The following is a 20,824-nucleotide window of genomic DNA, read 5'->3' as shown; positions in this document are numbered from 1 at the left end:
GTCGCCTGGAGGAGCGGCGGGAGCGCAGCGACCAGAGCGGGGGAAGGCGGCGGCATCAGGCGACCGAGCCCGCCGCACGAAGTGCGGCCATGAACACCGCGAGGGAGCGCCGTCGCCTGGAGGAGCGGCGGGAGCGCAGCGACCAGAGCGGGGGAAGGCGGCGGCATCAGGCGACCGAGCCCGCCGCACGAAGTGCGGCCATGAACCCTGCTAGGGCCGCGGCACGCGGGTCGAGCGGAAGTAGCGGTCGCGGGCGAGCTGGGTGAAGGCGCGGGCCGCGCCCGGATCGGAGTCGAAGCTCGTGTTGCCGCGCGGCGCCTGCGGCGAGTCGAAGTACAACAGCGCCTTGATCTGCGGATACCGCTTGATCTGTCTCAGCACCGACTCGAAGAAGCGCCGTTTGAAGGCCCGGTCGGCCGGCCGCTCGAACACCCCCCACTCGGCCACCATGACCGGCTTGCCGGGGAAGCGGGCCTGCATCCACCGGTAGAACCCCGGCCAGCTCCCGTACTCCTTGCGGGTCTTGTTCACCAGCCCGTCGAAGTCGTGCACCCGGTCGTCGGCGTACGGGTCCATGGCCACCCAGTCGACCACGTCGTCACCGGGGTAGAGATCCTCGAACCAGGGCTTGGCCGCCCAGTTGGGCGCCCCCATGTACGTCATGACCGTCACGGCGTTCTTGACCCCGCGCTCGCGCAGCCTGAGCACGACGTGCCGGAACATCGCCGCGTAGTCGCCGGCCTGCATGCCCGACCCCGAGCGGGCGTCGACGTCGTTCTCCGGCTCGTGGTGGAGGGTGAGGAAGAAACGCTCGGGGAAGGTGCGCCTGAGATAGTCGGCCAGGCGGTCGATCCGCCGGTCGAGCGCGCCGTCGGCGATGTCGGCCCAGGTGCGGTCGAGCGACGGCTTCCAGTTGATCATGAGTAGCCTGGGGCGGCCCGGGTCGCGGGCCAGGCCGATCTCCTGCTGGGTGGGGAACAGCTCGCTGCCGCGATGGTAGACGTGCAGCAGATCGGCGCCGGCGCCCATGCGCGACTCGGCCCCGCGCAGCGCCTCGGCCACGGGAGCGCCGGTGAAGACCTCGGGCGCCACGCCCCACCAGGCGCCGCAGGAGGGGATGAGCCTGGCGGTGACCGCGCAGGAGGGCGCGCCGGCCAGCTCGGCCGTGCTGGTGTCGACCCGGGCGGGCGCGCCCTCGGCCGTCGAGCAGGCGGCCAGGAGGGCGAGCACCGCGCAGGTGATTGCGGTTTTCGTCGCGAAATGAGAAAAGCCCCGAAGCTGCAACGCCTTCCAACCCCCTTGTCGACGGACCCCCGCCTATCAAACCTGAACCTTGCCATGCCATTCCTCGAACTTCAGCCAGTGTGCTCGTCTGCCCAGGTCACAGCACCCGACCCGCCACCCGCATTTTCTGGAAATATCCATTTAAAAAGGGGCATCTTCGCGGCCGTACCGGAAAAAATCTTCAGTATTCGACTTGGGTAATATCCGTCCGGCCTATAGTGGGCGCACACTGCGCCGAGTGACGCAGCGTTGCCCACCCGCGACAGCGCGCATCCCCTCCAGGAGACCGTCCCCATGAGCCCGTCGCCGGACTTCCAGGCGCGCCGACCGGGCGCCGACCTGGACGAGCACCTCTCCCTGCTGCGCAGGCGGTGGCTGCTCCTCGTCGGCTGCGTCGTGGTCGGCGGCACCGCCGGGCTCGCCCTGCTGCGGGCCACCCCGCCGGCCTACACCGCGATCACCCAGGTCCTGGTCACGCCCGTCGACGGTCAAGACCAGGGCAACCAGGTGAGCAACCGGCAGCGCGAGCCGCTCAACCTCGACACCGAGGCCCAGATCGCCCAGTCGGCGGTGGTCTCGGCGCGGGTCGCCCAGGCCCTGCGGATCACCGCGCCGCAGCCGGTCGAGGTCTCCGTCCCGCCCAACTCGGCGGTGTTGTGGGTCTCGGTGACCGACGCCGATCCCGTGGCCGCCGCCGCGCAGTCCCGGGCCTACGCCGACGCCTACCTGGCCAACCGGCGCGAGAGCGCGCAGGCCGCGATGGCCGAGCGGCAGCAGGCGGTGCTGGCCAAGCTCAAGCAGGTCGACGCCGGCCTCGACGCGGCCATCAAAGAGGTCGGCCGCCTGCCCAAGGGCGGCGCCGAGCACGCCATCGCCACCCAGCGCCAGAGCGTGCTCAACCGGCAGGCCGCCAGCCTGACGCTCAAGTACGACGCGCTGCGCACGGTCGCGGTGACCCCCGGCTCGGTCATCAGCGAGGCGCTGCCGCCGACCCGGCCCAGCTCCCCCAGCCTGCCCCTCTACCTCGGCACCGGCCTGATGGCCGGCCTGCTGCTCGGCGCGGCGGCGGCCTACGCCCGCGACCGGCTCGACACCCGGCTGCGCACGGCCGCCGACGTCGAGCGGCTGACCGGGCTGCCGGTGCTGACCGATCTGTCCGCCTCCCGCGAGCACGGCGTGCTGCACGAGCTGGCCTGCGCCGTGGTCGCGGCCTGCCCCGGCAAGCGGCTGCTGGTGCGCTCGCTGCCCGCCGACCTCTACGCCTCCTCGCTGGCCGAGCCGCTGGCCATCAGCGCGCCGCTGTCGGTGCTCGACGGCTCCGACGTCCGCGACCTGGCGCGGGCCGACGCGGCCCTGCTGCTGGTCGGGCTGGGCCGGGTCACCTCGCCGGAGGTGACGGCGGCCGCCCGCCATCTGGAGCGGCACGACGTGCCGGTCGTCGGCGTGGTGACGGCGATCGACGCGGTGCCGGAGTTCGTCCCGCTGCTGGAGCCGCGTACCCACACCTCGCTCGGCAAGCTCGTCGCCACCGGCGAGCTGGAGGTGAGCCTGGCGGCCGAGACCACGCCCATGCAGTCGTTCCATCACCGGCAGCGCAAGCAGACGTGACCGGACCAGCCTGGCCGATCGCGGCGCTCCTGCTCGGCTACCCGATCTGGTGGGCGCTGGGGTTCGGCGGCCTGTCGGTGATCGTCCTGGCCGTGCCGATGGCGGTGATCCTGTGGCGGCGCCGGCCGGTCAGGGTCCCCCACGGGTTCGGCCTGTGGCTGCTGCTGCTGGCCGGCTACCTGCTGAGCGCGATGATGCTGGACGAGCTGCCGCCCGGCACGTACGGCGAGTTCAGCACCGGCCGCCTGATCGGCTGGGCCATGCGCCTGGCTTTGTACGTGTCCGTCCTGGTCATGGTGCTCTACCTGGGCAACCTGACCGAGCGCGAGCTGCCGCAGCTGCGCCTGGTGCGCTGGCTCGGCGTGTTGTTCCTGACGACGGTCGCCGGCGGCCTGCTCGGCGTCCTGGTCCCGCACTTCGCCTTCACCTCGCCGGTCGAGCTGCTGCTGCCCGGCTGGATCAGCGAGAACTCCTTCGTCCAGAACCTCATCCATCCCACGGCCGCCCAGACCCAGAAGGTGCTCGGCTACTCCTCGCCCAGGCCGGAGGCGCCCTTCGAGTGGGCCAACGCGTGGGGCAGCAACGCGTCGGTGCTGCTGATCTGGTTCGTCGTCGGCTGGTGGACGTACGGCGGGCGGGGCCGCCGGGTGCTGGCGGTGCTGGTGATCGCTCTGGCCGCGATCCCGGTCGTGTACTCGCTCAACCGCGGCCTGTGGATCGGGCTCGGGCTGGCCGTGGCGTACCTGATCGTGCGGGTGGCCGGCCGGACCAGGATCGTGCTGTGCGGGGCGGTGGCCACCGGGCTGGTGGTGTTCGCGCTCAGCCCGCTGGCCTCGGTGTTCGCCCAGCGGCTGGACAAACCGCACTCCAACGACGTCAGGGCCTTCACGATGACCGCCACGGTCGCCGCGGCCCGCCACTCGCCGGTCATCGGCTACGGCAACACCCGCAACTCGCTCGGCAACCACCGCTCGATCACCACGGGCAAGACCCAGTGGTGCGCGGCCTGCGGGCACCCGCCGCTCGGCAGCGACGGGCAGCTCTGGCTGCTGCTGATCACCCAGGGCTTCACCGGGGCCGCCCTCTACGTGGCCTTCTTCCTCGGCGCCATCCGCCGCCACTGGGCCGACCGCTCCCCGATCGGGCTGGCCGGGGTGCTGGTGATGGGTCTCGTGCTGCTCTACATGTTCGTCTACGACGGCCTGGTGACGCCGCTGAGCCTCTATCTCATCTCGTTCGCCCTGCTGTGGAGAAACGCATGAAGGACGCCTCCGCGCGGCTCGGATACCTCCGCGAGACCGTGCGCCTGCTGTTCCCGGGGACGGGGTCGCCGCGGCCGTACTCGGTGCTGCCGCACCGGGTGCTGCCCCGCCGGCTGGCCCCGCGGCGCTGGTGGCACGTGGGGGGCGCGGTCACCGTGCCGCTGGAGGGGTCCGTCGCGGCCTACCTGGGCGAGGTCTTCGACGCGCCCGTGGAGACCGTGCTGCACGTGCGTCCGGCGTTGCGGCCCAACCGCAAGCCCGTCCTGGAGGCCCGTACCGGGGGGCGGCTGCTGGCGTACGTGAAGGTCGGCGACAGCCCGCTCGCCCGCGAGCTGGTCGGCCGCGAGGCGGCCGCGCTGCGCGGGCTGGCCGCGGCGCCGCTGAAGACCGTCGTCGTGCCCGACGTGCTGCACCACGGCGAGTGGCGCGGCCTGCCCGTGCTGGCGCTCTCGCCGCTGCCGGTACGGCGCGGCCGGGTGCCCCCGGCCCTGCTGCACGCCGCGATCATGGAGATCGCCGCCACCGGCGGTCCGGTACCGGCCTGGCACGGCGACCTGTCCCCGTGGAACATCAGCCCGTCCGCCGACGGCCGGCTGCTCGTCTGGGACTGGGAGCGGTACGAGACCGGCGTCCCCTACGGCCTCGACGCCGCGCACCACCTCTTCCAGCGGGCGCTGCGCAGGATGGACCCGCCCACGGCGGCCCGCGCCTGCGTGGCCAGGGCGCCCCGCGAGCTGGCCCCGCTCGGCCTGTCGTCGGCCGAGGCCAGGCGGACGGCGCTGCGCTACCTCATCATGCTGGCCGACCGGCACGCCGCCGACGGCCACTGCCCGCTCGGGCCGCCCGAGACCTGGCTCAACCCGGCCGTCGACCACGAGGAGCTGCTGCCATGAGGACGATGAAGCGGCCGGTGCTGTCCTTCTCGCGCCTGGCGGGCCGGTTCACGTCGAGCGCGCGGGTGCTGCCCTCGTTCCTGATCGTGGGGGCGCAGCGGTGCGGCACGACCTCGCTCTACCGGGCGCTGGCCCAGCACCCGCTGCTGCTCAAGCCCGTCCTGCACAAGGGGGTCCACTACTTCGACGTCGGCTACCACCGGCCGATGGCCTGGTACCAGGCGCACTTCCCGCTGCGTGCGGGCGCGGCGCTGCTGGCCCACCGGTACGGCGGCCGCACCCAGGCGTTCGAGTCGTCCCCCTACTACCTGTTCCATCCGCTGGCCGGTGAGCGGATCGCCGCCGACCTGCCCGGGGTCAAGCTGATCGTGCTGGTCCGCGACCCGGTCGAGCGGGCCTGTTCGGCCCACGCCCACGAGCTGGCCAGGGGCTTCGAGTCCGAGTCGCACCTCGAATTCGCCCTTGAGCTGGAGGCCGGGCGGCTGGCCGGGGCCGAGGAGAGCCTGCGCGTGTCGCCGTTCTCCGAGCACCACTCCCACCGCCACCACGCCTACCTGGCCCGCGGCCGGTACGCCGACCAGCTCGACCGCCTCGAACCGCTCTTCGGCCGCGACCGCCTCCTGGTGCTCGACAGCCACCGGTTCTTCGCCGAGCCCGAGACCGCCTACGACCGCGTGCTGGAGTTCCTGACGGTGCCGCACCTGGGCTATCCGGCGTTCGAGCGGCACAACGGCCGGCCGCTGCCCCGGCCGGTGCCCCGGGTGCTGGAACGGGCGCTCAGGGACCATTTCGAGCCCTACGACGCGCGGCTGACGCGCTGGCTGGGCGGTGAGCCGTCATGGCGCCGGTGATGGTCCGGCGCGGGATCGCCGGGCTGACCGGGGCCGGGGTGAGCGCGCTGGCGCAGTTCCTGGTGGCCGTGGTGGTGACCAGGGCGTTCAGCCCGGCGCAGGCGGGGGCGTTCTTCAGCGTGACGGCCCTGGCGCTGATGGCGGCCGGCATCGCCAAACTGGACGCCGGGAACGGGCTGGTGTACTTCATCGCGCGGGCCAAGACGTACGGCTATCGCGGTATCTCCGGCTATTTCCGGGCGGCCATGGTGCCGTGCGCGCTGGCCGCCTGCGCGGCCGGGGTGCTGCTGGAGCCGCGCATCGGGCTGCTGGCCTGGGCCCTGCCGGTCATCGTGCTCGGCGACATCGCGCTGGCCGCCACCCGCGGGTTCGGCTCGATGCGGCCCACCGTGCTGCTGGACGGCGTGCTGCTGCCCGCCGCGCAGCTCGTGCTCGTCACCTGGGCGGCGCTCGCGCACGCGCCGCAGTGGCTGCCGGCGGCCTGGGCGCTGCCCTTCCTGCCGCTGCTCCTCCTGGCCCTCGCCGACCTGCGCGGACGGGCGCCGCGCACGCCGTACCTGCCGGGGACCGGGCGTGACCTGTGGCGGTACACCGCGCCGCGGTCCGCCGCCGGCGCCATCCAGGCGGTGTTCCAGCGGCTGGACATCGTGGTCGTCGCCTTGCTCGGCGGGCCGGCCCAGGCCGCCGTCTACACGGCCGCCACCCGGTTCCGGGTCGTCGGGCAGCTCGCCAACCAGGGGCTGGCGCAGGCCGTGCAGGAGCGGCTGGTCCGGGCGCTCGCCGACGGGGAGCTCGGCCGGGCGCGCGAGCTGTACCAGGCCACCACGATCTGGCTGGTGCTGCTGACCTGGCCGGTGTGGCTGGGCTACGCCGTCCTCGCGCCGTGGCTGCTGCGCGTCTTCGGCCCCGCGTACGGCGCCGCCGCCCCCATCGCCCTCGTCCTGGCCGGGACCATGCTGGTGGCGACCGCCTGCGGCATGGTCGACGTCGTCCTGACCGCCGCCGGCCACACCCTGGCCAGCCTGCTCAACCTGCTGGCCGCGGTCGCCTGCACGGTCGCGCTCGACCTGGCCCTGATCCCCTCCCAGGGGGCGTTCGGCGCGGTCGTCGGCTGGTCGGCCGGGGTGATCGTGAAGAACCTGTTGCCGTTGTGGCAGCTCCACCACCGCTACGGCCTGCGCCCGTTCGGCCGCCACACCCTGCCCGCCCTGCGCCCGCGCACCTGGGCGGCGGCCGCGTGAACACGCCCGTCCTGGTCACCGGCCTGCCGAGGAGCGGCACGAGCTGGGCCGGCAAGATGCTCACCGCCGGCGGCGGCCTGGTCTACGTCAACGAGCCGCTCAACCCGCAGCATCCGCCCGGCCGCTGCCCCGGCGTGCTGCGGGCCGAGGTCGCCCACCGGTTCCAGTACATCTGCGACGACAACGCCGCCGACTTCCTGCCCGCCTTCCGCGACACGGTCGCCCTGCGCTACCACTGGCTCGCCGAGCTGCGCGCCAACCGCTCCCCCTACGACCTGGCCCGGCTGGCGCGCTACGGCACCGCGTTCGCGTTCGGCCGCCTGGCCAGGCGCCGGGCGTTGCTCGACGACCCGTTCGCGGTGTTGTCGGCCGGTTGGTTCGCCCGGCGGCTGGGTTGCGCGGTCATCGTCCTCGTCCGCGATCCGGTGTCGTTCGTGGCCAGCTGGCGCCGTCTCGGGTGGCGGTTCGACGTCGGCGACCTGGTCGGCCAGCCGCTGCTCGTCCGCGACCATCCCGGCCTGCTGGAGCTGTGCCCGCTGCTCGGCTCCGCCGACGACCTGGCCACGACCGCCGCCCTGTGGCGGGCCGCGCGGTCGGTGCTGGCCGCCACGCCCGGCGTCCTGGTCGCCTCGTACGAGTCGCTGGCCGAGGATCCGGTCACCGGCTTCCGGCGTCTCTACGCCCATGCGGGCCTGCCGTGGTCACCGTCCGCCGAACGCCGGATCGTCCGGGCCTGCACCACGCCGTCCCGCCGGTCGGCGGCGTTCGCGTGGTCGGGGCTGTCCCGGACGGCCTTCCGTCCGATGGACTCCCGTCAGGCCCTGGCCACGGCGGCCCGGGGTCTCACCCCGCGGGAGGCGGACCGCGTCCGGGCCCTCACCGCCTGAGCCTGGTCAGCAGGCAGCCGGCGAGCAGGCGTACCGCGAAGGGGAGATCGTCCACGAGGTAGCGGCGCGCCAGCCGTCCGGGCTCGCTCATCAGCCGGAACGCCCATTCCAGCCCGGCCCGCCGCATCCAGCGCGGCGCCCGCCGGACCGTGCCGGCGGCGAAGGCGATGGCCGCCCCGCAGCCCACGAACCACGCCTGCGGCAGCTCCTCGCGCAGCTCGGCGATGAGCAGATCCTGCCGGGGGAAGCCCAGCCCGACGAACACCAGGCGGGGCCGCGCCGCGACCACCCGGCGCCGCACCCGCTCCCTACCCTCCGCCGTTTCGTCGAAGTGGTACGGCGGCGCGTGCACCCCGGCCACCTTCAGCCCGGGACGGCAGCTCCTGAGCTCGTCGGCGGCCAGCTCGGCCACCCCCGGCGGCCCGCCGAGCAGGTACACGGGCCAGTTGCGGGCCGCGGCCACCTCGCTGAGCGACCAGATCAGGTCGGCTCCGGTGACCCGTTCGGGCAGCGGGGTGCCGAGCAGCCTGGCCGCCCACACCAGCGGCATGCCGTCGGCCACCACGATCTCGGCCGAGCCCACGAGCTCCTGGAGGGCGGGGTCGCGGGCGACGGCCCGGCAGATGTCGACGTTGGGCGTCACGATGCGGCCGCCCCGGCCGGCCGCGGCCTCCGCCGCCACCCAGCGCACCACGTCGGCCTCGGTGACGACGTCCAGCCCGACGCCACCGACCCGCACGCGCTCCCCCGCACGCCCCCGGCGCGCCGCCTCGGCGGGCCCGCGCCCCGCCAGTCGCTCGGGCGGGAGGTCGCGGGCAACCGGCTCGGGGCCACGGGCCCGGCCGGCCACGGGCCCGGCCGCACGGGTCCGCGCGGACTCGGCGGCATGCCCGGCCCCGGACGCGTGGGTCCGGGCGGACTCGGCGGCATGGCCACGGGCGATCGCCGGATCGGCAGCGGGATTCGGGGCGGGCGGGCGCTGGACGGGGACGGCGGGGATGCGGGTCCTGGGCGGGGTCATATGCCGCGCCCCCGTCCGTGCAGCAGCCCGAGCACGGTCGCGGCCGGGACGATCCCCGCCGCGACGGCCAGCGCGATCGGCGCCCGCGGCTCACCCGGCCGCGCCCCGAACGCGCGCACCGCCCACCGGACCGCCGCGCGCCGCCGCCCGAGCGCCGCGTACGCGAAGGCGAGCTGCCCGTAGACCCGCGCCGCGCCGCGCCGGTCGGCGGCCAGCTCGGGATGGCGGTCGAGCATCCAGTCGAGCCCCGCGATCCGGTCCGCCCAGCGGGCCGCGTAGTAGGACGAGCCACCCCACCGCACGCGGACGAGCGGCCGGTCGACGTGCGTGATCGGCCGCCGCCGGGCCGCGCGCAGGGCCAGGTCCCAGTCCTCGTTCTGGCCCCCGGGGGCGCTCTCGTCGGCCCACAGGGCCCCGCGCCGGAACAGGAACGTCGAGGAGTGCACCATCACCATGCGCGACCGCAGGAGGTCGGCCGTGGTCACCGTGTCGGCGCCGGCGAGCCTGGTCACCCGGCGCCGCCCGTGCTCGACCTCGATGGCGCAGCTCGCGAACTCGCCGCCGGCGGCGGCCAGCGCCCGCAGCTGGGCGGCGAGCTTGCCCGGCAGCCACAGGTCGTCGTCGTCGCAGAAGGCGACGAGATCGGTGTCGAGGGCCGCGATGCCGGTGTTGCGCGCCCCGGGAAGCCCAGGGGTACGCCGGTTGGCCAGGACGGGCACGCCCAGCTCCGGCCCCGGACGCCCGCGCCCCCCGTCGTCGACCACGACCACGGCGAGCCGCCCCGGACAGTCCTGGGCCAGCACCGCCGCCACGGCCTCGCGCAGCAGCTCGGGCCGGTCGCCGCGGGTCGGGATCACCACCCCCACGGACGGCGGCGCGCTCACGCGGCGGCCTCCCGGTAGCCGTACCGGACCCGGAGGGGCCAGGTGAGCGCGGTGACCAGCCGCCGGTCGCGGACGGGCAGCGCCGAACGCCACGAGTCGTCGCACCGCAGCCTGATCCCCCCGACCTGGAAACGCATCGGATTGCCGGACGCGGTGTGCGCGGGCCCGAGCCGCGCCGTCGTGCCCTCCAGGAACGGCAGGCCGGGAACGTCGAGCCCGAGGAATCCGGCCAGCGCGGTCAGCGTGGGCTCCGGTTCGGCGACCAGGTCTTCGTAGCGCACCCGGGTCACCAGGGCCCCCTGGCGGGCGAGGAGCTCAAGACCGGCGTTCTGGGCCGTCCAGTGCAGGGACGTGCGCAGCGGCCCCCAGCGGGTCATGGGACGCCCGTCCTCGGGCCGCTCGACGGTCCTGCGCCAGGAGTGGGCCACCGCCCGCGGATCCCGGACGACGTGCACGACGCGGACGTCCATGCCGGCCGCGACCAGGCAGTGGGCGAGGGAGGCGTGTTTGCTGGAGTCGATCACGACGGGCGCGCCGGTCGCCTCGTAGACCCTCCGGTACGCCCGCGCGTACTCGGCCAGGTCGGGATGCGCGATGCGCCCCATCCTGTGGGTGCGATCGACCCGCTGCCGCAACGTGAGCACCCGCTCGGCCAGCGACGGCCGCCACCCGCCGAACGCCGCCCGGCCCACCTGCCGCCAGAAGTCGCAGGCGGCGAAGGCCGCGCCGCAGCCGCACGGCTCTCCGGCCAGCACGCCCCTCGACCACAGGTGGACCACCTCGCCGAGCGCCACCACGCCGGGCAGCTCCGCGAGCAGTCGCTCCAGCAGAGTGGTGCCACTACGGCCGAGGCCCCCGAGGAAGATCACTCGGGTGGCGGATGCGCGGTCGGTCACAGGGGGAGGGCCTTAACGTCGCCAACACGGAACGCGACGACCCTAGCGCGGAGGGTAATCAGATGGTCAGGAAACCCCGCAAAGATCTACCGAAACGGCGAACGGCCCGGCGTGGTGTCGCCGGGCCGTTCGGAACGCTCAGCTGGCGTCGATGATCATGCCGGCGCCGACCGTGCCGTTGGTGGCCTCGTCCACGAGGATGAAGCCGCCGGTCAGCCGGTTGCGGGCGTAGTCGTCGACGAACAGCGGCTGGGTGACCCGCAGCGAGACCCGGCCGATCTCGTTCAGGCCGAGGGAGGTGGCCTGCTCGTCCCGGTGCAACGTGTTGACGTCGAGCCGGTAGTGCAGGTCGCGCACCAGCGCCCGCGCCGTACGGGTGGTGTGCTTGATCGTCAGTTTGGTGCGCGGGGTCAGCTTGAGGCTGTCGGCCATCCAGCAGACCATGGCCTCCAGCTCCTGGGCCGCGTGCGGCTGGTTGTTGGGCCTGGCGATCATGTCGCCGCGCGAGATGTCGAGGTCGTCCTCGAAGCGCAGCGTGACCGACATGGGCGGGAACGCCTCCTCCACCGGCCCGTCGAACGTGTCGATCGAGGCGATCCGCGTGCTCAGCCCGGACGGCAGGTGGGTCACCTCGTCGCCCGGCTTGAGCACCCCGCCCGCGACCTGGCCCGCGTAGCCGCGGTAGTCGTGGAAGGCGTGGTCGGTGGCCTTCTGCGGACGGATCACGTACTGGACGGGGAAGCGCACGTCGACCAGGTTGCGGTCGGAGGCGATGTGCACGTTCTCCAGGTGGTGGAGCAGGGAGGTGCCGAGGTACCAGGGCATGTTCTCCGAGCGCGAGACGACGTTGTCGCCGTTGAGCGCGGAGATCGGGATGAACGTCAGGTCGCTCACGTTGAGCTTGGAGGCGAAGGAGGTGAACTCCTCCCGGATCTCCTCGAAGCGCTCCTGCGAGTAGTCGACCAGGTCCATCTTGTTCACGGCCAGCACCAGGTGCGGCACGCGCAGCAGCGAGGTCAGGAACGCGTGCCGGCGCGACTGCTCCAGCACGCCCTTGCGCGCGTCGATGAGGATGATCGCCAGGTCGGCCGTGGAGGCGCCGGTGACCATGTTCCTGGTGTACTGGATGTGCCCGGGCGTGTCGGCGATGATGAACTTGCGCTTGGGCGTGGCGAAGTAGCGGTAGGCCACGTCGATCGTGATGCCCTGCTCACGCTCGGCCCGCAGGCCGTCGGTCAGCAGCGACAGGTCGGTGTACTCGGTGCCGCGGTCGCGGGAGGTACGCTCGACCGCTTCGAGCTGGTCCTCGAAGATGGCCTTGGAGTCGAAGAGCAACCGTCCGATGAGGGTGGACTTGCCGTCGTCGACGCTTCCCGCGGTGGCAAAGCGAAGAATGTCCATCAGAAGTAGCCCTCTCGCTTGCGGTCCTCCATGGCGGCCTCGGACGAGCGGTCGTCGGCCCTGGTGGCCCCCCGCTCGGTGATCCGGGTGGCCGCGATCTCCTCGATGATCTCCTCGACCGTGGCGGCCGTGGACTGCACGGCGCCGGTGCAGGTCATGTCGCCGACCGTGCGGTAGCGCACGACGGCCTCGAACAGCGGCTCGTCGTCGCCGCGGGACACGACGTCGGAGTCGGGCAGCAGCATGCCGTCGCGCTCGAACACCTTGCGGGTGTGCGAGAAGTAGATGGACGGGATCTCGATGCCCTCACGCCGGATGTAGTCCCAGATGTCGAGCTCGGTCCAGTTGGACAGCGGGAAGACCCGGATGTGCTCGCCCTTGCGGATGCGGGAGTTGTAGAGGTTCCACAGCTCGGGGCGCTGGTTCTTCGGGTCCCACTGGCCGAAGTCGTCGCGGAAGGAGAACACGCGCTCCTTGGCGCGGGCCTTCTCCTCGTCGCGCCTGGCCCCGCCGAAGACGGCGTCGAACTCGTGCTCCTCGATCCCGTCGAGCAGCGTGGTGGTCTGCAGGCGGTTGCGCGAGGCGCGCCGGCCGGTCTCCTCGACCACCCGGCCGCTGTCGATCGACTCCTGCACGCTGGCCACGATCAGGCGCGCGCCCAGTTCCTCGGAACGGCGGTCGCGGAACTCGATGACCTCGTCGAAGTTGTGCCCGGTGTCGACGTGCATCAGCGGGAACGGGATGGCCGCGGGCCAGAACGCCTTCTCCGCGATGCGGAGCATGACGATCGAGTCCTTGCCGCCGGAGAAGAGCAGACACGGCCGCTCGAACTCCGCCGCCACCTCGCGCATGATGTGAATGGCCTCGGCTTCGAGTACGTCGAGCTGCGACGTCGTGTAGTCGCGCTGGAGCATGGGCGCTTCCTCCGGCGGTTAGCGATGCAGGTCCCGAATTCCGGCGAGCAGGGATGTCGCCAGCTCCGGTAGGGAAACCAGGATATCCGGTAGTGACGGGTCGGCTTGGTTGTAGGTCAGCTCCGAGCCGTCGACGCGGCTGGCGAACGCCCCGGCCGCCTGCGCGACGGCGACGGGGGCCGCGGAGTCCCACTCGTACTGGCCGCCGGCGTGCACGTACGCCTCGACCTCGCCGGTGAGCACCGCGGAGATCTTCGCCCCCGCCGATCCGATCGGCACCAGGTCGGCCCCCAGCAGGTAGGCCAGCTTCTGGACGAACTCCGGCGGCCGGGTGCGGCTCACCGCGATGCGGAAGCGGCCCTTCTCGAAGGCGGGAAGGGCCGGCGGCTCGGCGGTGGTCAGCGTACGGCCCTGCGCGGGCAGCGCCACGGCGCCCGCGGTCAGCTTGCCGCGCTCCCACAGCGCGACGTGCACGGCCCAGTCGGCCCGGCCCTCCTCGGCGAACTCGCGCGTGCCGTCGAGGGGGTCGACGATCCACACGCGCTCGGCGCCCAGCCGGCGCGGGTCGAGCCGCTCCTCGCGGGTGGCCTCCTCGGACAGGACACTGTCACTGGGACGCAACCGCGCCAGCGCCTCCATGAGGAACACGTGCGCGGCCCGGTCGCCCTCCGCGCGCAGCGCGGCGGAGTCGCCGAACCCGGTCTGCTCGCGGACCCGCAGCAGCCTCTCGCCCGCTTCCGTCGCCAGGTCGCCGGCCACGGCGTGGTCGTCGCGAATCGTCATCAATATGCTCCTTGCCCGCGGGCGACGGCCGACCAAGTCTTCCACAGGATCTGGAGGTCCAGCGTGAGGGACCAGTTCTCCACGTAACGCAGGTCGAGACGGACGGATTCCTCCCACGATAGGTCAGATCTCCCGCTCACTTGCCACAGCCCGGTCAGCCCCGGGCGCACCAGAAGCCGTCTGCGCACGTCGTCACCGTAGCGCGCCACCTCCTCCGGAAGCGGCGGACGGGGGCCGACCAGCGACATGTGTCCGAGGAGCACGTTGATGAGCTGGGGCAGCTCGTCGAGGGAGTGGCGGCGCATCAGCGTGCCGAGCGGCGTCACGCGCGGATCGTTGCGGATCTTGAACAGCACGCCGTCGTGGTCGCTGACGAGGGTGATCTTCTGCTGCTCCGAGCCGCGCCGCATGGTACGGAACTTCAGGATCGTGAACGGCCTGCCGTCTTTGCCGATCCTGGTCTGGCGGAACAACGCGGGCCCCGGGCTCGTGCCGCGTACGGCCACGGCCAGGGCCGCCAGCAGTGGCGACAGCAGCACCAGCAGCGCGGCGGCGACCACGCGGTCGAAGACGTTCTTGACCAGTTGCCGGGCGCCGGTCAGCTCGGGGTGCTCGACGTGCAGCAGCGGCAGCCCGGCGGCCGGCCGGATCATCGTGCGCGGGCCGGCGACGTCCATCAGGGCGGGGGCGACCACCAGCTCGGTGTGGGTGCGCTCCAGCCGCCAGGCCAGCCTGCGCAGCGCGTCGCCGTCCATCTCGGGGCAGGCCAGCACCGCCACGGTGTCGGCGCGCACCTGGTCGACGACCAGCGGCACGTCGCCGAAGTCGCCCACGACGGGCACCTCGGTCAGCACCCCGGGCGGCTCGCCGTAGGGCAGGCAGGCGGCCACGACGTCCATGCCGTGGTGGCGCTCCCTGCGGAAGAGGTGCACCAGCTCGGCGATCGAGGCCGGATGGCCGACCGCGACCACGCGGCGCATGCAGGCCCCGGCCGCCCTGCGCCGGTTGAGCGAGCGCCGCAGCAGGTAGCGGGCGACCAGCGTGAGCAGCGTGACCAGGGGCAGCGCGAGCACGACGTAGCCGCGGGCGACGTCGGTCTTGGTGACGTACGAGCCGATCGCGGTGGCCGCGGTCAGCGCCACGCCGGCGTGCACGACGCGGCGGAACTCCTCGGAGCCGACGCCGACCATGCGCGGCTCGTAGGCCCGGTTGAGCGCGACCGCGCAGACCCACACCCACGGCAACGCGACGCTGACCAGCAGGTACGGCAGCACGTAAGGGGTGAACCCGCCGAACCTGCCACAGAAGGCGGCGGCGGACCCGATGCCCGCCCCGCACAGATCGCCCACCACGGCACGGAACCGGTAGGAACGCATCCACGCCGGAGTCACCGGGCTGACCCGCCACGAGAGGGCCTCGCCGGACTTCACGGGCTCTCCTGCCTCACTCCGTGAGGCGGCCTCGGTCGCCAAATGCCGTCTTCCCCCGCTCCGCTCCCGCCGTCGCTCCGGGCGGTGGCACGCACGCCTCTGTGTGCCCGTTCCCGAACGGACAGTCACCGATGCTAGCCGCGCCTGCGCCGCGACAGGCGGCGAACGGTTCTATGCGGCGATCAGCGCGGAGGGCCGGAAATGTGCAGATCAGCCCGGTGGAAGTCGTTCTGGGTGGCTTCCAGGCCACGGGCCATGAGCGACTCGACGATGTCGGCGCCCCGGTCGACGAGGAAGGGCAGATCCTTGCGCTCGACGGTGACGAAGTCCCGGAGCACGAAGGTGGCCGGGTCCATGCGGCCGGGCGGCCGGCCGATGCCGAAGCGCACCCTCAGGTAGTCGCGGGTGCCGAGGACCTTGGTGATGGACTTGAGCCCATTGTGGCCGTTGTCGCCGCCGCCGAGCTTGGCGCGCAGCGCGCCGTAGGGGACGTCGAGCTCGTCGTGGACGACGATCAGCCGGTCGGGGCCGATCTTGTAGAAGTCGGCGAGCGCCTTGACCGGCCCGCCCGACAGGTTCATGTACGTCAGCGGCTTGGCCAGCACGGCCGCCCGCGTCTCCAGCACCTCGGACCTGCTCTTGTGCGCCTTGAAGCGCCCGCCGGCCCGCGCGGCCAGCTCGTCGAGCACCATGAAGCCCGCGTTGTGCCTGCTACCCGCGTATTCGGGCCCCGGATTGCCCAGTCCGACGATCAGCCAGCGGTCCATGTGCGCTCCCCTTACAGCGGAACGGGGGCGGCCTCGCGCCACCCCCGTTTTCGCGGTACGTGCTTACTCGGCGGCAGCCTCGGCGCTCTCGCCCTCGCCCTCGGCCTCGGCGGTCTCGCCCTCGGCGGCCTCCTCGGCCTCCGCGGCGGGCTCCTCGGTCGGCTTGGCGATGACGTGGAGGACCACGGCCTCGGGGTCGGCGGCCAGCGTGGCGCCCGACGGCAGGTCGAGCTGCGCGGCGGTGATCACGGTGCCGACCTCCATGCCCTCGACGTCGACCTCGACGCCGGTCGGGATGTGGGTCGCCTCGGCCTCGACGGCCACCGAGACGAGCTGCTGGTCGAGCAGGCCCTCGGAGTTGACGTCGCCGGTCGTGGTGACCGGGATCTCGACGGTGACCTTCTCGCCGCGCTTGACCAGGAGCAGGTCGACGTGCTCGACGAAGCCCTTGATCGGGTCGCGCTGCACACCCTTGGGCAGGGCCAGCTCGTCGACGCCGTCACCCTGGAGGCGGATCAGCACGTTGGGCGTGCGGAGGGCGAGCAGCACCTCGTGACCGGGCAGGGTCAGGTGCTTGGGGTCGATGCCGTGCCCGTAGAGGACGGCGGGCACCTTGTCGGCGCGGCGGATCTTGCGGGCGGCGCCCTTGCCGAACACCGTGCGCGCCTCGGCGGCGATACGTACTTCAGACACGACATCTCCTAGGGATGCAGAGATCGGATTGTGGTGCGCTCCCCCTCACCCGCCCTAGCGGAAGGCGTTACGAGCGCAACCCGTACAGCTTACTCGCTCAGGTGTCGCCCTCGAACAGGCTCGTGACGGAGCCGTCGGTGAAGACCTCGGTGACGGCGCGGGCGATGAGCGGCGCGATGGAGAGCACCGTCAGCTTGTCGAACCGCTTGGCCTCCGACAGCGGCAGCGTGTTGGTCACGATGACCTCGGAGATGCGCGAGTTCTTCAGCCGGTCGACGGCGGGGTCGGAGAAGACCGCGTGGGTGGCGGCGACGATGACGTTGGTGGCGCCCTGCTCGTAGAGGGCGTCGGCGGCCTTGCAGATCGTGCCGGCGGTGTCGATCATGTCGTCGATCAGCACGCAGGTGCGGCCGCTCACCTTGCCGACGACCTCGCTGACCTTCACGGAGTTGGCCACGTCGAGGTCGCGGCGCTTGTGGATGAAGGCCAGGGGCGTGCCGAGGGTGTCGGCCCAGCGCTCGGACAGGCGGACGCGGCCGGTGTCGGGCGAGACGACGGTCGTGTTCTCCAGGTCGAGCTTGTTCTTCAGGTAGCTCTCCAGGACCGGCATCGCGAACAGGTGGTCGACGGGACCGTCGAAGAAGCCCTGGATCTGCGAGGTGTGCAGGTCGATCGACATGAGCCGGTCGGCGCCGGCGGTCTTGAACAGGTCGGCCATCAGCCGGGCCGTGATGGGCTCGCGGCCGCGGCCCTTCTTGTCCTGGCGGGCGTAGCCGAAGAACGGCATGACCACGGTGATGCGCTTGGCCGAGGCCCGCTTGAGCGCGTCGACCATGATGAGCTGTTCCATGATCCACTTGTTGATGGGACCGGTGTGGCTCTGGATCACGAACGCGTCGCAGCCGCGGACGGACTCCAGGTAGCGGGCGTAGATCTCGCCGTTGGCGAAGTCGATCAGTTTGGTGGGGGTGAGGGAGACGCCGACGTGCTCGGCAACCTCTTCGGCCAGCTCTGGATAGGCCCGGCCGGAGAAGAGCATGAGGTTCTTCTCGCCCGGCTGTTTGATGCTGGTCACTGTTCGTTCTCCTGCTGTGCTCGCTCGGCCAGCGCCCGTTCGGCGGCGGCGGCCGACTTGGTGCCCGCGCGCTTGCGCAGGACCCATTTCTCGATGTTGCGCTGTCGCGCCCTGGCCACGCCCATCGCCCCTGGGGGTACGTCGCTGACGATCACGGACCCGGCCGCGGTGTTGGCGCCTTCGCCGATCGTCACGGGGGCGATGAGCATGGTGTCGCAGCCGACGAACGCGCCGTCGCCCACGGTGGTGTGGTGTTTGTCGACCCCGTCGTAGTTGACGAAGACGGTGGAGGCGCCGATGTTGACGTCTTCCCCGATGGTGGCGTCGCCGGCGTAGGTGAGGTGGGGCACCTTGGAGCGCTCGCCGACCTTGGTGTTCTTCATCTCGACGAACGTGCCCGCCTTCGACCTGCGGCTGAGCACGGTGCCGGGGCGCAGGTAGGCGTAGGGGCCGACGTTGGCCTCGGGGCCGATCTCGGCGTTGTCGCAGACCGCGTTGCGCACGACGGCGCCCTCGCCGACGCGGGTGTCGGTCAGCGTGGTGGCCGGGCCGACCTCGGCTCCGGCGCCGATGACCGTGCGGCCGTGGAGCTGGGTGCCGGGGTGGACGACGGCGTCGGGCCCGATCTCGACGCCCACGTCGACCCACGTGGTGGCCGGGTCGACGACGGTGACGCCGGCGCGCATGTGCTGCTCCAGCAGCCGCTGGTTGAGCACCTTGCGGGCGAAGGCGAGCTGGACGCGGTCGTTGACGCCCTCGACCTCGACGTAGTCGGCGGCCACGCAGGCGCCGACCCGGTGGCCGTCGCCGCGCAGGATGCCGAGGACGTCGGTGAGGTACTCCTCGCCCTGGGCGTTGTCGGTGGACACGCGCTTGACGGCGTCGGCGAGCAGCAGGCCGTCGAAGGCGTAGATGCCGGAGTTCATCTCCTTGATCACGCGCTGCTCGTCGTCGGCGTCCTTCTCCTCGACGATCTCCAGCACGGCGCCGGAGGGGTCGCGGACGATCCGGCCGTAGCCGGTCGGATCGGGCACCTCGGCCGTCAGCACGGTGACCGCGTTGCCGTCGGCGGCGTGCTTGGCGAGCAGCGTGGCGAGGGTGCGGGCCTGCATGAGCGGCACGTCGCCGTAGGTGACCAGGATCGTGCCGGCGATCGTGCCGACCTCTTCGAGCACGGTGCGGACGGCGTGGCCGGTGCCGCGCTGCTCAGGCTGGACGACGGCGCGCGCGTCGGGGCTGGTGGCGGCCAGATGACCGCCGACCTGTTCGAGCGCATGGCCGATGACCACGATGAGCCGCTCGGGATCGAGGTCGCGGGCGGCGGCGAGCATGTGGTCGACCAGCGCGCGGCCGCACAGCTCGTGGAGGACTTTCGGGGTCTGGCTCTTCATCCGGGTGCCCTCGCCCGCGGCGAGGACGATGACGGCTGCCGGGCGCGGCACACTCACGGACTGAGACTCCCTGTGACTGGACGGATCAGGGTCGTCGGCGCGGCTACCGCGCCGCAACCCCCCCGACACCGTGAGGATACCTGCCCGGTTCGTAACTCTCTCGCGCGGGGAGTCGCGGGATGGCTGTCAAGGCTCCCGGAAGAGGACTCGAACCCCTACAAAGTGGACCAAAACCACTTGTCCTGCCGATTAGACGATCCGGGACGGACCGGACGCCGTGGCGTCCGACACACAGCCCCTACGATACCGAGCCCGCACGGGCGTATGCGCCCTCAATTCTCTCGCACATCTCCAGTGGCCGTGAATACCGGGGACACGCAGGGGTAGTCGGCACGCCGGCCGTATAACAGACCACCCCAAATGCCGCAAGGCACGAACCCCACTCACCTGGGCGAGCCGACCGTCAGCTAAGTGACATCCACAGCTTAGGGCTTCCTTACTTACGATGGCGTAGGTTACGGTGGCGTAGCCTGGACATTCATCCTCATACATGTAGTTGGAGGTAGCCCATGACCGTTCTCGCCGAGCGTTCCTCCCCCGCCCCGAAGCCCGACTTCGAGCCCGAACCGAAATCCAGGGCAGAGATCATCACGTTCGCGCTCGTGGTCGGACTGCCCCTGGTCGCGCTCGCGGCGGCGGTCCCCCTGGCCTGGGGATGGGGACTCGGCTGGACGGACATCGCCATCGCCTTCGTCTTCTACGTCGTCTCCGGGCTCGGCGTCACCGTCGGGTTCCACCGCTACTTCACGCACGGCTCGTTCAAGGCCAAGCGGCCGCTGAAGGTCGCGATGGGCATCGCGGGCAGCCTGTCGCTGGAGATGTCCGTGCTGGACTGGGTGGCCACGCACCGCAAGCACCACAAGTTCTCCGACAAGGAGGGCGACCCGCACTCGCCGTGGCGCTTCGGCCCCGGCTTCAAGTCCATGTCCAAGGGCCTGCTGTACGCCCACATGGGCTGGCTGTTCGAGAGCGAGCGCACCAACCGCGAGAAGTACGCCCCCGACCTGTGCAAGGACGAGGACATCCAGAAGCTGCACAAGTGGTTCCCCATGCTGGCCCTCGTCTCGGTCCTGCTGCCCGGCGTGCTCGGCCTGCTGCTGACCTGGTCCTGGCAGGGCGGCCTGACCGCGCTGTTCTGGGGCTCACTGATCCGCATCGGCCTGCTGCACCACGTGACCTGGTCGATCAACTCGATCTGCCACGTCTTCGGCGAGGAGTCCTTCCAGACGCGTGACAAGTCGCGCAACGTCTGGTGGCTGGCCATCCCGTCGTTCGGCGAGTCCTGGCACAACCTGCACCACTCCGACCCCACCTGTGCCCGGCACGGCGCGCTCAAGGGCCAGATCGACCTCAGCGCCGGCCTGATCCGCCTCTTCGAACGGGCGGGCTGGGTGTCCGACGTGCGCTGGCCGACGCCAGAACGCCTGGCGGCGAAGCGCATTGCCTGACGAGAATCAGCCGATGAACGGCCATTCGTCCGTGG

The 20,824-nt window shown here is 72.0% G+C and carries 19 protein-coding genes and 1 tRNA gene; 7 read left to right on the top strand and 13 right to left on the bottom strand.

Going from position 1 to position 20,824, the window contains the following annotated elements:
• Positions 1–210 precede the first annotated feature (210 nt).
• A complete protein-coding gene (locus ABZ444_RS43825; RefSeq protein ID WP_358010113.1) occupies positions 211–1,230 on the bottom strand; it encodes a hypothetical protein in 1,020 nt (339 codons plus the stop codon).
• Positions 1,231–1,578: 348 nt separating this feature from the next.
• Here ABZ444_RS43825 and ABZ444_RS43820 point away from each other — a divergent pair, with 348 nt between their 5' ends.
• Genes ABZ444_RS43820 through ABZ444_RS43795 form a run of 6 tightly spaced genes read left to right on the top strand, consistent with a single transcriptional unit; the run spans position 1,579 to position 8,026 of the window.
• Positions 1,579–2,892, top strand: a complete 1,314-nt coding sequence (locus ABZ444_RS43820; RefSeq protein ID WP_358010112.1) for a Wzz/FepE/Etk N-terminal domain-containing protein — start codon at positions 1,579–1,581, stop codon at positions 2,890–2,892.
• The gene (locus ABZ444_RS43815; RefSeq protein ID WP_358010111.1) at positions 2,889–4,154 is read left to right on the top strand and encodes a hypothetical protein; all 1,266 of its coding nucleotides are present in this window, start codon (positions 2,889–2,891) and stop codon (positions 4,152–4,154) included. Before ABZ444_RS43820 ends, ABZ444_RS43815 begins: the two co-directional genes overlap by 4 nt.
• Positions 4,151–5,047 carry a hypothetical protein gene (locus ABZ444_RS43810; RefSeq protein ID WP_358010110.1) on the top strand — a complete coding sequence of 299 codons (897 nt, stop codon included), beginning with the start codon at positions 4,151–4,153 and terminating at the stop codon, positions 5,045–5,047. Before ABZ444_RS43815 ends, ABZ444_RS43810 begins: the two co-directional genes overlap by 4 nt.
• Positions 5,044–5,898 (top strand): sulfotransferase domain-containing protein, encoded by an 855-nt coding sequence (locus ABZ444_RS43805; RefSeq protein ID WP_358010108.1) that lies wholly within the window; start codon positions 5,044–5,046, stop codon positions 5,896–5,898. The genes ABZ444_RS43810 and ABZ444_RS43805 overlap by 4 nt, the downstream gene beginning before the upstream one ends.
• Entirely contained in the window at positions 5,886–7,139 is a 1,254-nt protein-coding gene (locus ABZ444_RS43800) for a lipopolysaccharide biosynthesis protein (RefSeq protein WP_358010107.1), read from the top strand. Before ABZ444_RS43805 ends, ABZ444_RS43800 begins: the two co-directional genes overlap by 13 nt.
• The gene (locus tag ABZ444_RS43795) at positions 7,136–8,026 is read left to right on the top strand and encodes a sulfotransferase (RefSeq protein ID WP_358010106.1); all 891 of its coding nucleotides are present in this window, start codon (positions 7,136–7,138) and stop codon (positions 8,024–8,026) included. The genes ABZ444_RS43800 and ABZ444_RS43795 overlap by 4 nt, the downstream gene beginning before the upstream one ends.
• Here the strand turns inward: ABZ444_RS43795 and ABZ444_RS43790 are convergent.
• The 12 genes from ABZ444_RS43790 to ABZ444_RS43735 all read right to left on the bottom strand — a co-directional run bounded on the left by ABZ444_RS43790 (position 8,016) and on the right by ABZ444_RS43735 (position 19,545).
• Positions 8,016–9,047, bottom strand: coding sequence for a WecB/TagA/CpsF family glycosyltransferase (locus ABZ444_RS43790; RefSeq protein WP_358010105.1), 1,032 nt, complete (start codon positions 9,045–9,047; stop codon positions 8,016–8,018). The genes ABZ444_RS43795 and ABZ444_RS43790 overlap by 11 nt on opposite strands.
• Positions 9,044–9,931: a glycosyltransferase family 2 protein gene (locus tag ABZ444_RS43785; RefSeq protein ID WP_358010104.1), complete on the bottom strand. Its 888-nt coding sequence runs from the start codon at positions 9,929–9,931 to the stop codon at positions 9,044–9,046. Before ABZ444_RS43785 ends, ABZ444_RS43790 begins: the two co-directional genes overlap by 4 nt.
• Positions 9,928–10,827, bottom strand: coding sequence for a sulfotransferase (locus ABZ444_RS43780; protein WP_358010103.1), 900 nt, complete (start codon positions 10,825–10,827; stop codon positions 9,928–9,930). Before ABZ444_RS43780 ends, ABZ444_RS43785 begins: the two co-directional genes overlap by 4 nt.
• Before the next feature lie 138 nt (positions 10,828–10,965).
• Complete coding sequence (cysN, locus tag ABZ444_RS43775; protein ID WP_357974804.1) at positions 10,966–12,228, bottom strand: sulfate adenylyltransferase subunit CysN; 1,263 nt, start codon at positions 12,226–12,228, stop codon at positions 10,966–10,968.
• Positions 12,228–13,142: a sulfate adenylyltransferase subunit CysD gene (gene cysD / locus ABZ444_RS43770; RefSeq protein WP_357974807.1), complete on the bottom strand. Its 915-nt coding sequence runs from the start codon at positions 13,140–13,142 to the stop codon at positions 12,228–12,230. The genes cysN and cysD overlap by 1 nt, the downstream gene beginning before the upstream one ends.
• Before the next feature lie 18 nt (positions 13,143–13,160).
• Positions 13,161–13,925 (bottom strand): 3'(2'),5'-bisphosphate nucleotidase CysQ, encoded by a 765-nt coding sequence (locus tag ABZ444_RS43765; RefSeq protein WP_357974810.1) that lies wholly within the window; start codon positions 13,923–13,925, stop codon positions 13,161–13,163.
• Positions 13,925–15,301, bottom strand: coding sequence for a sugar transferase (locus tag ABZ444_RS43760; protein WP_358010116.1), 1,377 nt, complete (start codon positions 15,299–15,301; stop codon positions 13,925–13,927). Before ABZ444_RS43760 ends, ABZ444_RS43765 begins: the two co-directional genes overlap by 1 nt.
• Before the next feature lie 236 nt (positions 15,302–15,537).
• The gene (gene pth, locus ABZ444_RS43755; RefSeq protein WP_358010102.1) at positions 15,538–16,122 is read right to left on the bottom strand and encodes an aminoacyl-tRNA hydrolase; all 585 of its coding nucleotides are present in this window, start codon (positions 16,120–16,122) and stop codon (positions 15,538–15,540) included.
• A gap of 63 nt (positions 16,123–16,185) precedes the next feature.
• A complete protein-coding gene (locus ABZ444_RS43750) occupies positions 16,186–16,815 on the bottom strand; it encodes a 50S ribosomal protein L25/general stress protein Ctc (RefSeq protein ID WP_358010101.1) in 630 nt (209 codons plus the stop codon).
• 97 nt (positions 16,816–16,912) lie between these two features.
• Positions 16,913–17,890 (bottom strand): ribose-phosphate diphosphokinase, encoded by a 978-nt coding sequence (locus tag ABZ444_RS43745; protein ID WP_352321976.1) that lies wholly within the window; start codon positions 17,888–17,890, stop codon positions 16,913–16,915.
• On the bottom strand, positions 17,887–19,338 hold the full coding sequence (gene glmU, locus ABZ444_RS43740; protein ID WP_358010100.1) for a bifunctional UDP-N-acetylglucosamine diphosphorylase/glucosamine-1-phosphate N-acetyltransferase GlmU: 1,452 nt from the start codon (positions 19,336–19,338) through the stop codon (positions 17,887–17,889). Before glmU ends, ABZ444_RS43745 begins: the two co-directional genes overlap by 4 nt.
• A 135-nt stretch (positions 19,339–19,473) precedes the next feature.
• Positions 19,474–19,545, bottom strand: a tRNA-Gln gene (locus ABZ444_RS43735).
• Positions 19,546–19,850: 305 nt separating this feature from the next.
• Here ABZ444_RS43735 and ABZ444_RS43730 point away from each other — a divergent pair.
• Entirely contained in the window at positions 19,851–20,789 is a 939-nt protein-coding gene (locus tag ABZ444_RS43730; protein WP_358010098.1) for an acyl-CoA desaturase, read from the top strand.
• The last annotated feature ends 35 nt before the right edge of the window (positions 20,790–20,824 follow it).

The sequence above is a fragment of the Nonomuraea sp. NPDC005730 genome (assembly GCF_040630865.1).
GTDB lineage: Bacteria > Actinomycetota > Actinomycetes > Streptosporangiales > Streptosporangiaceae > Nonomuraea.
Note: the sequence above shows the minus strand (reverse complement) of the source record. Positions and strands in the feature narration are given on the sequence as shown.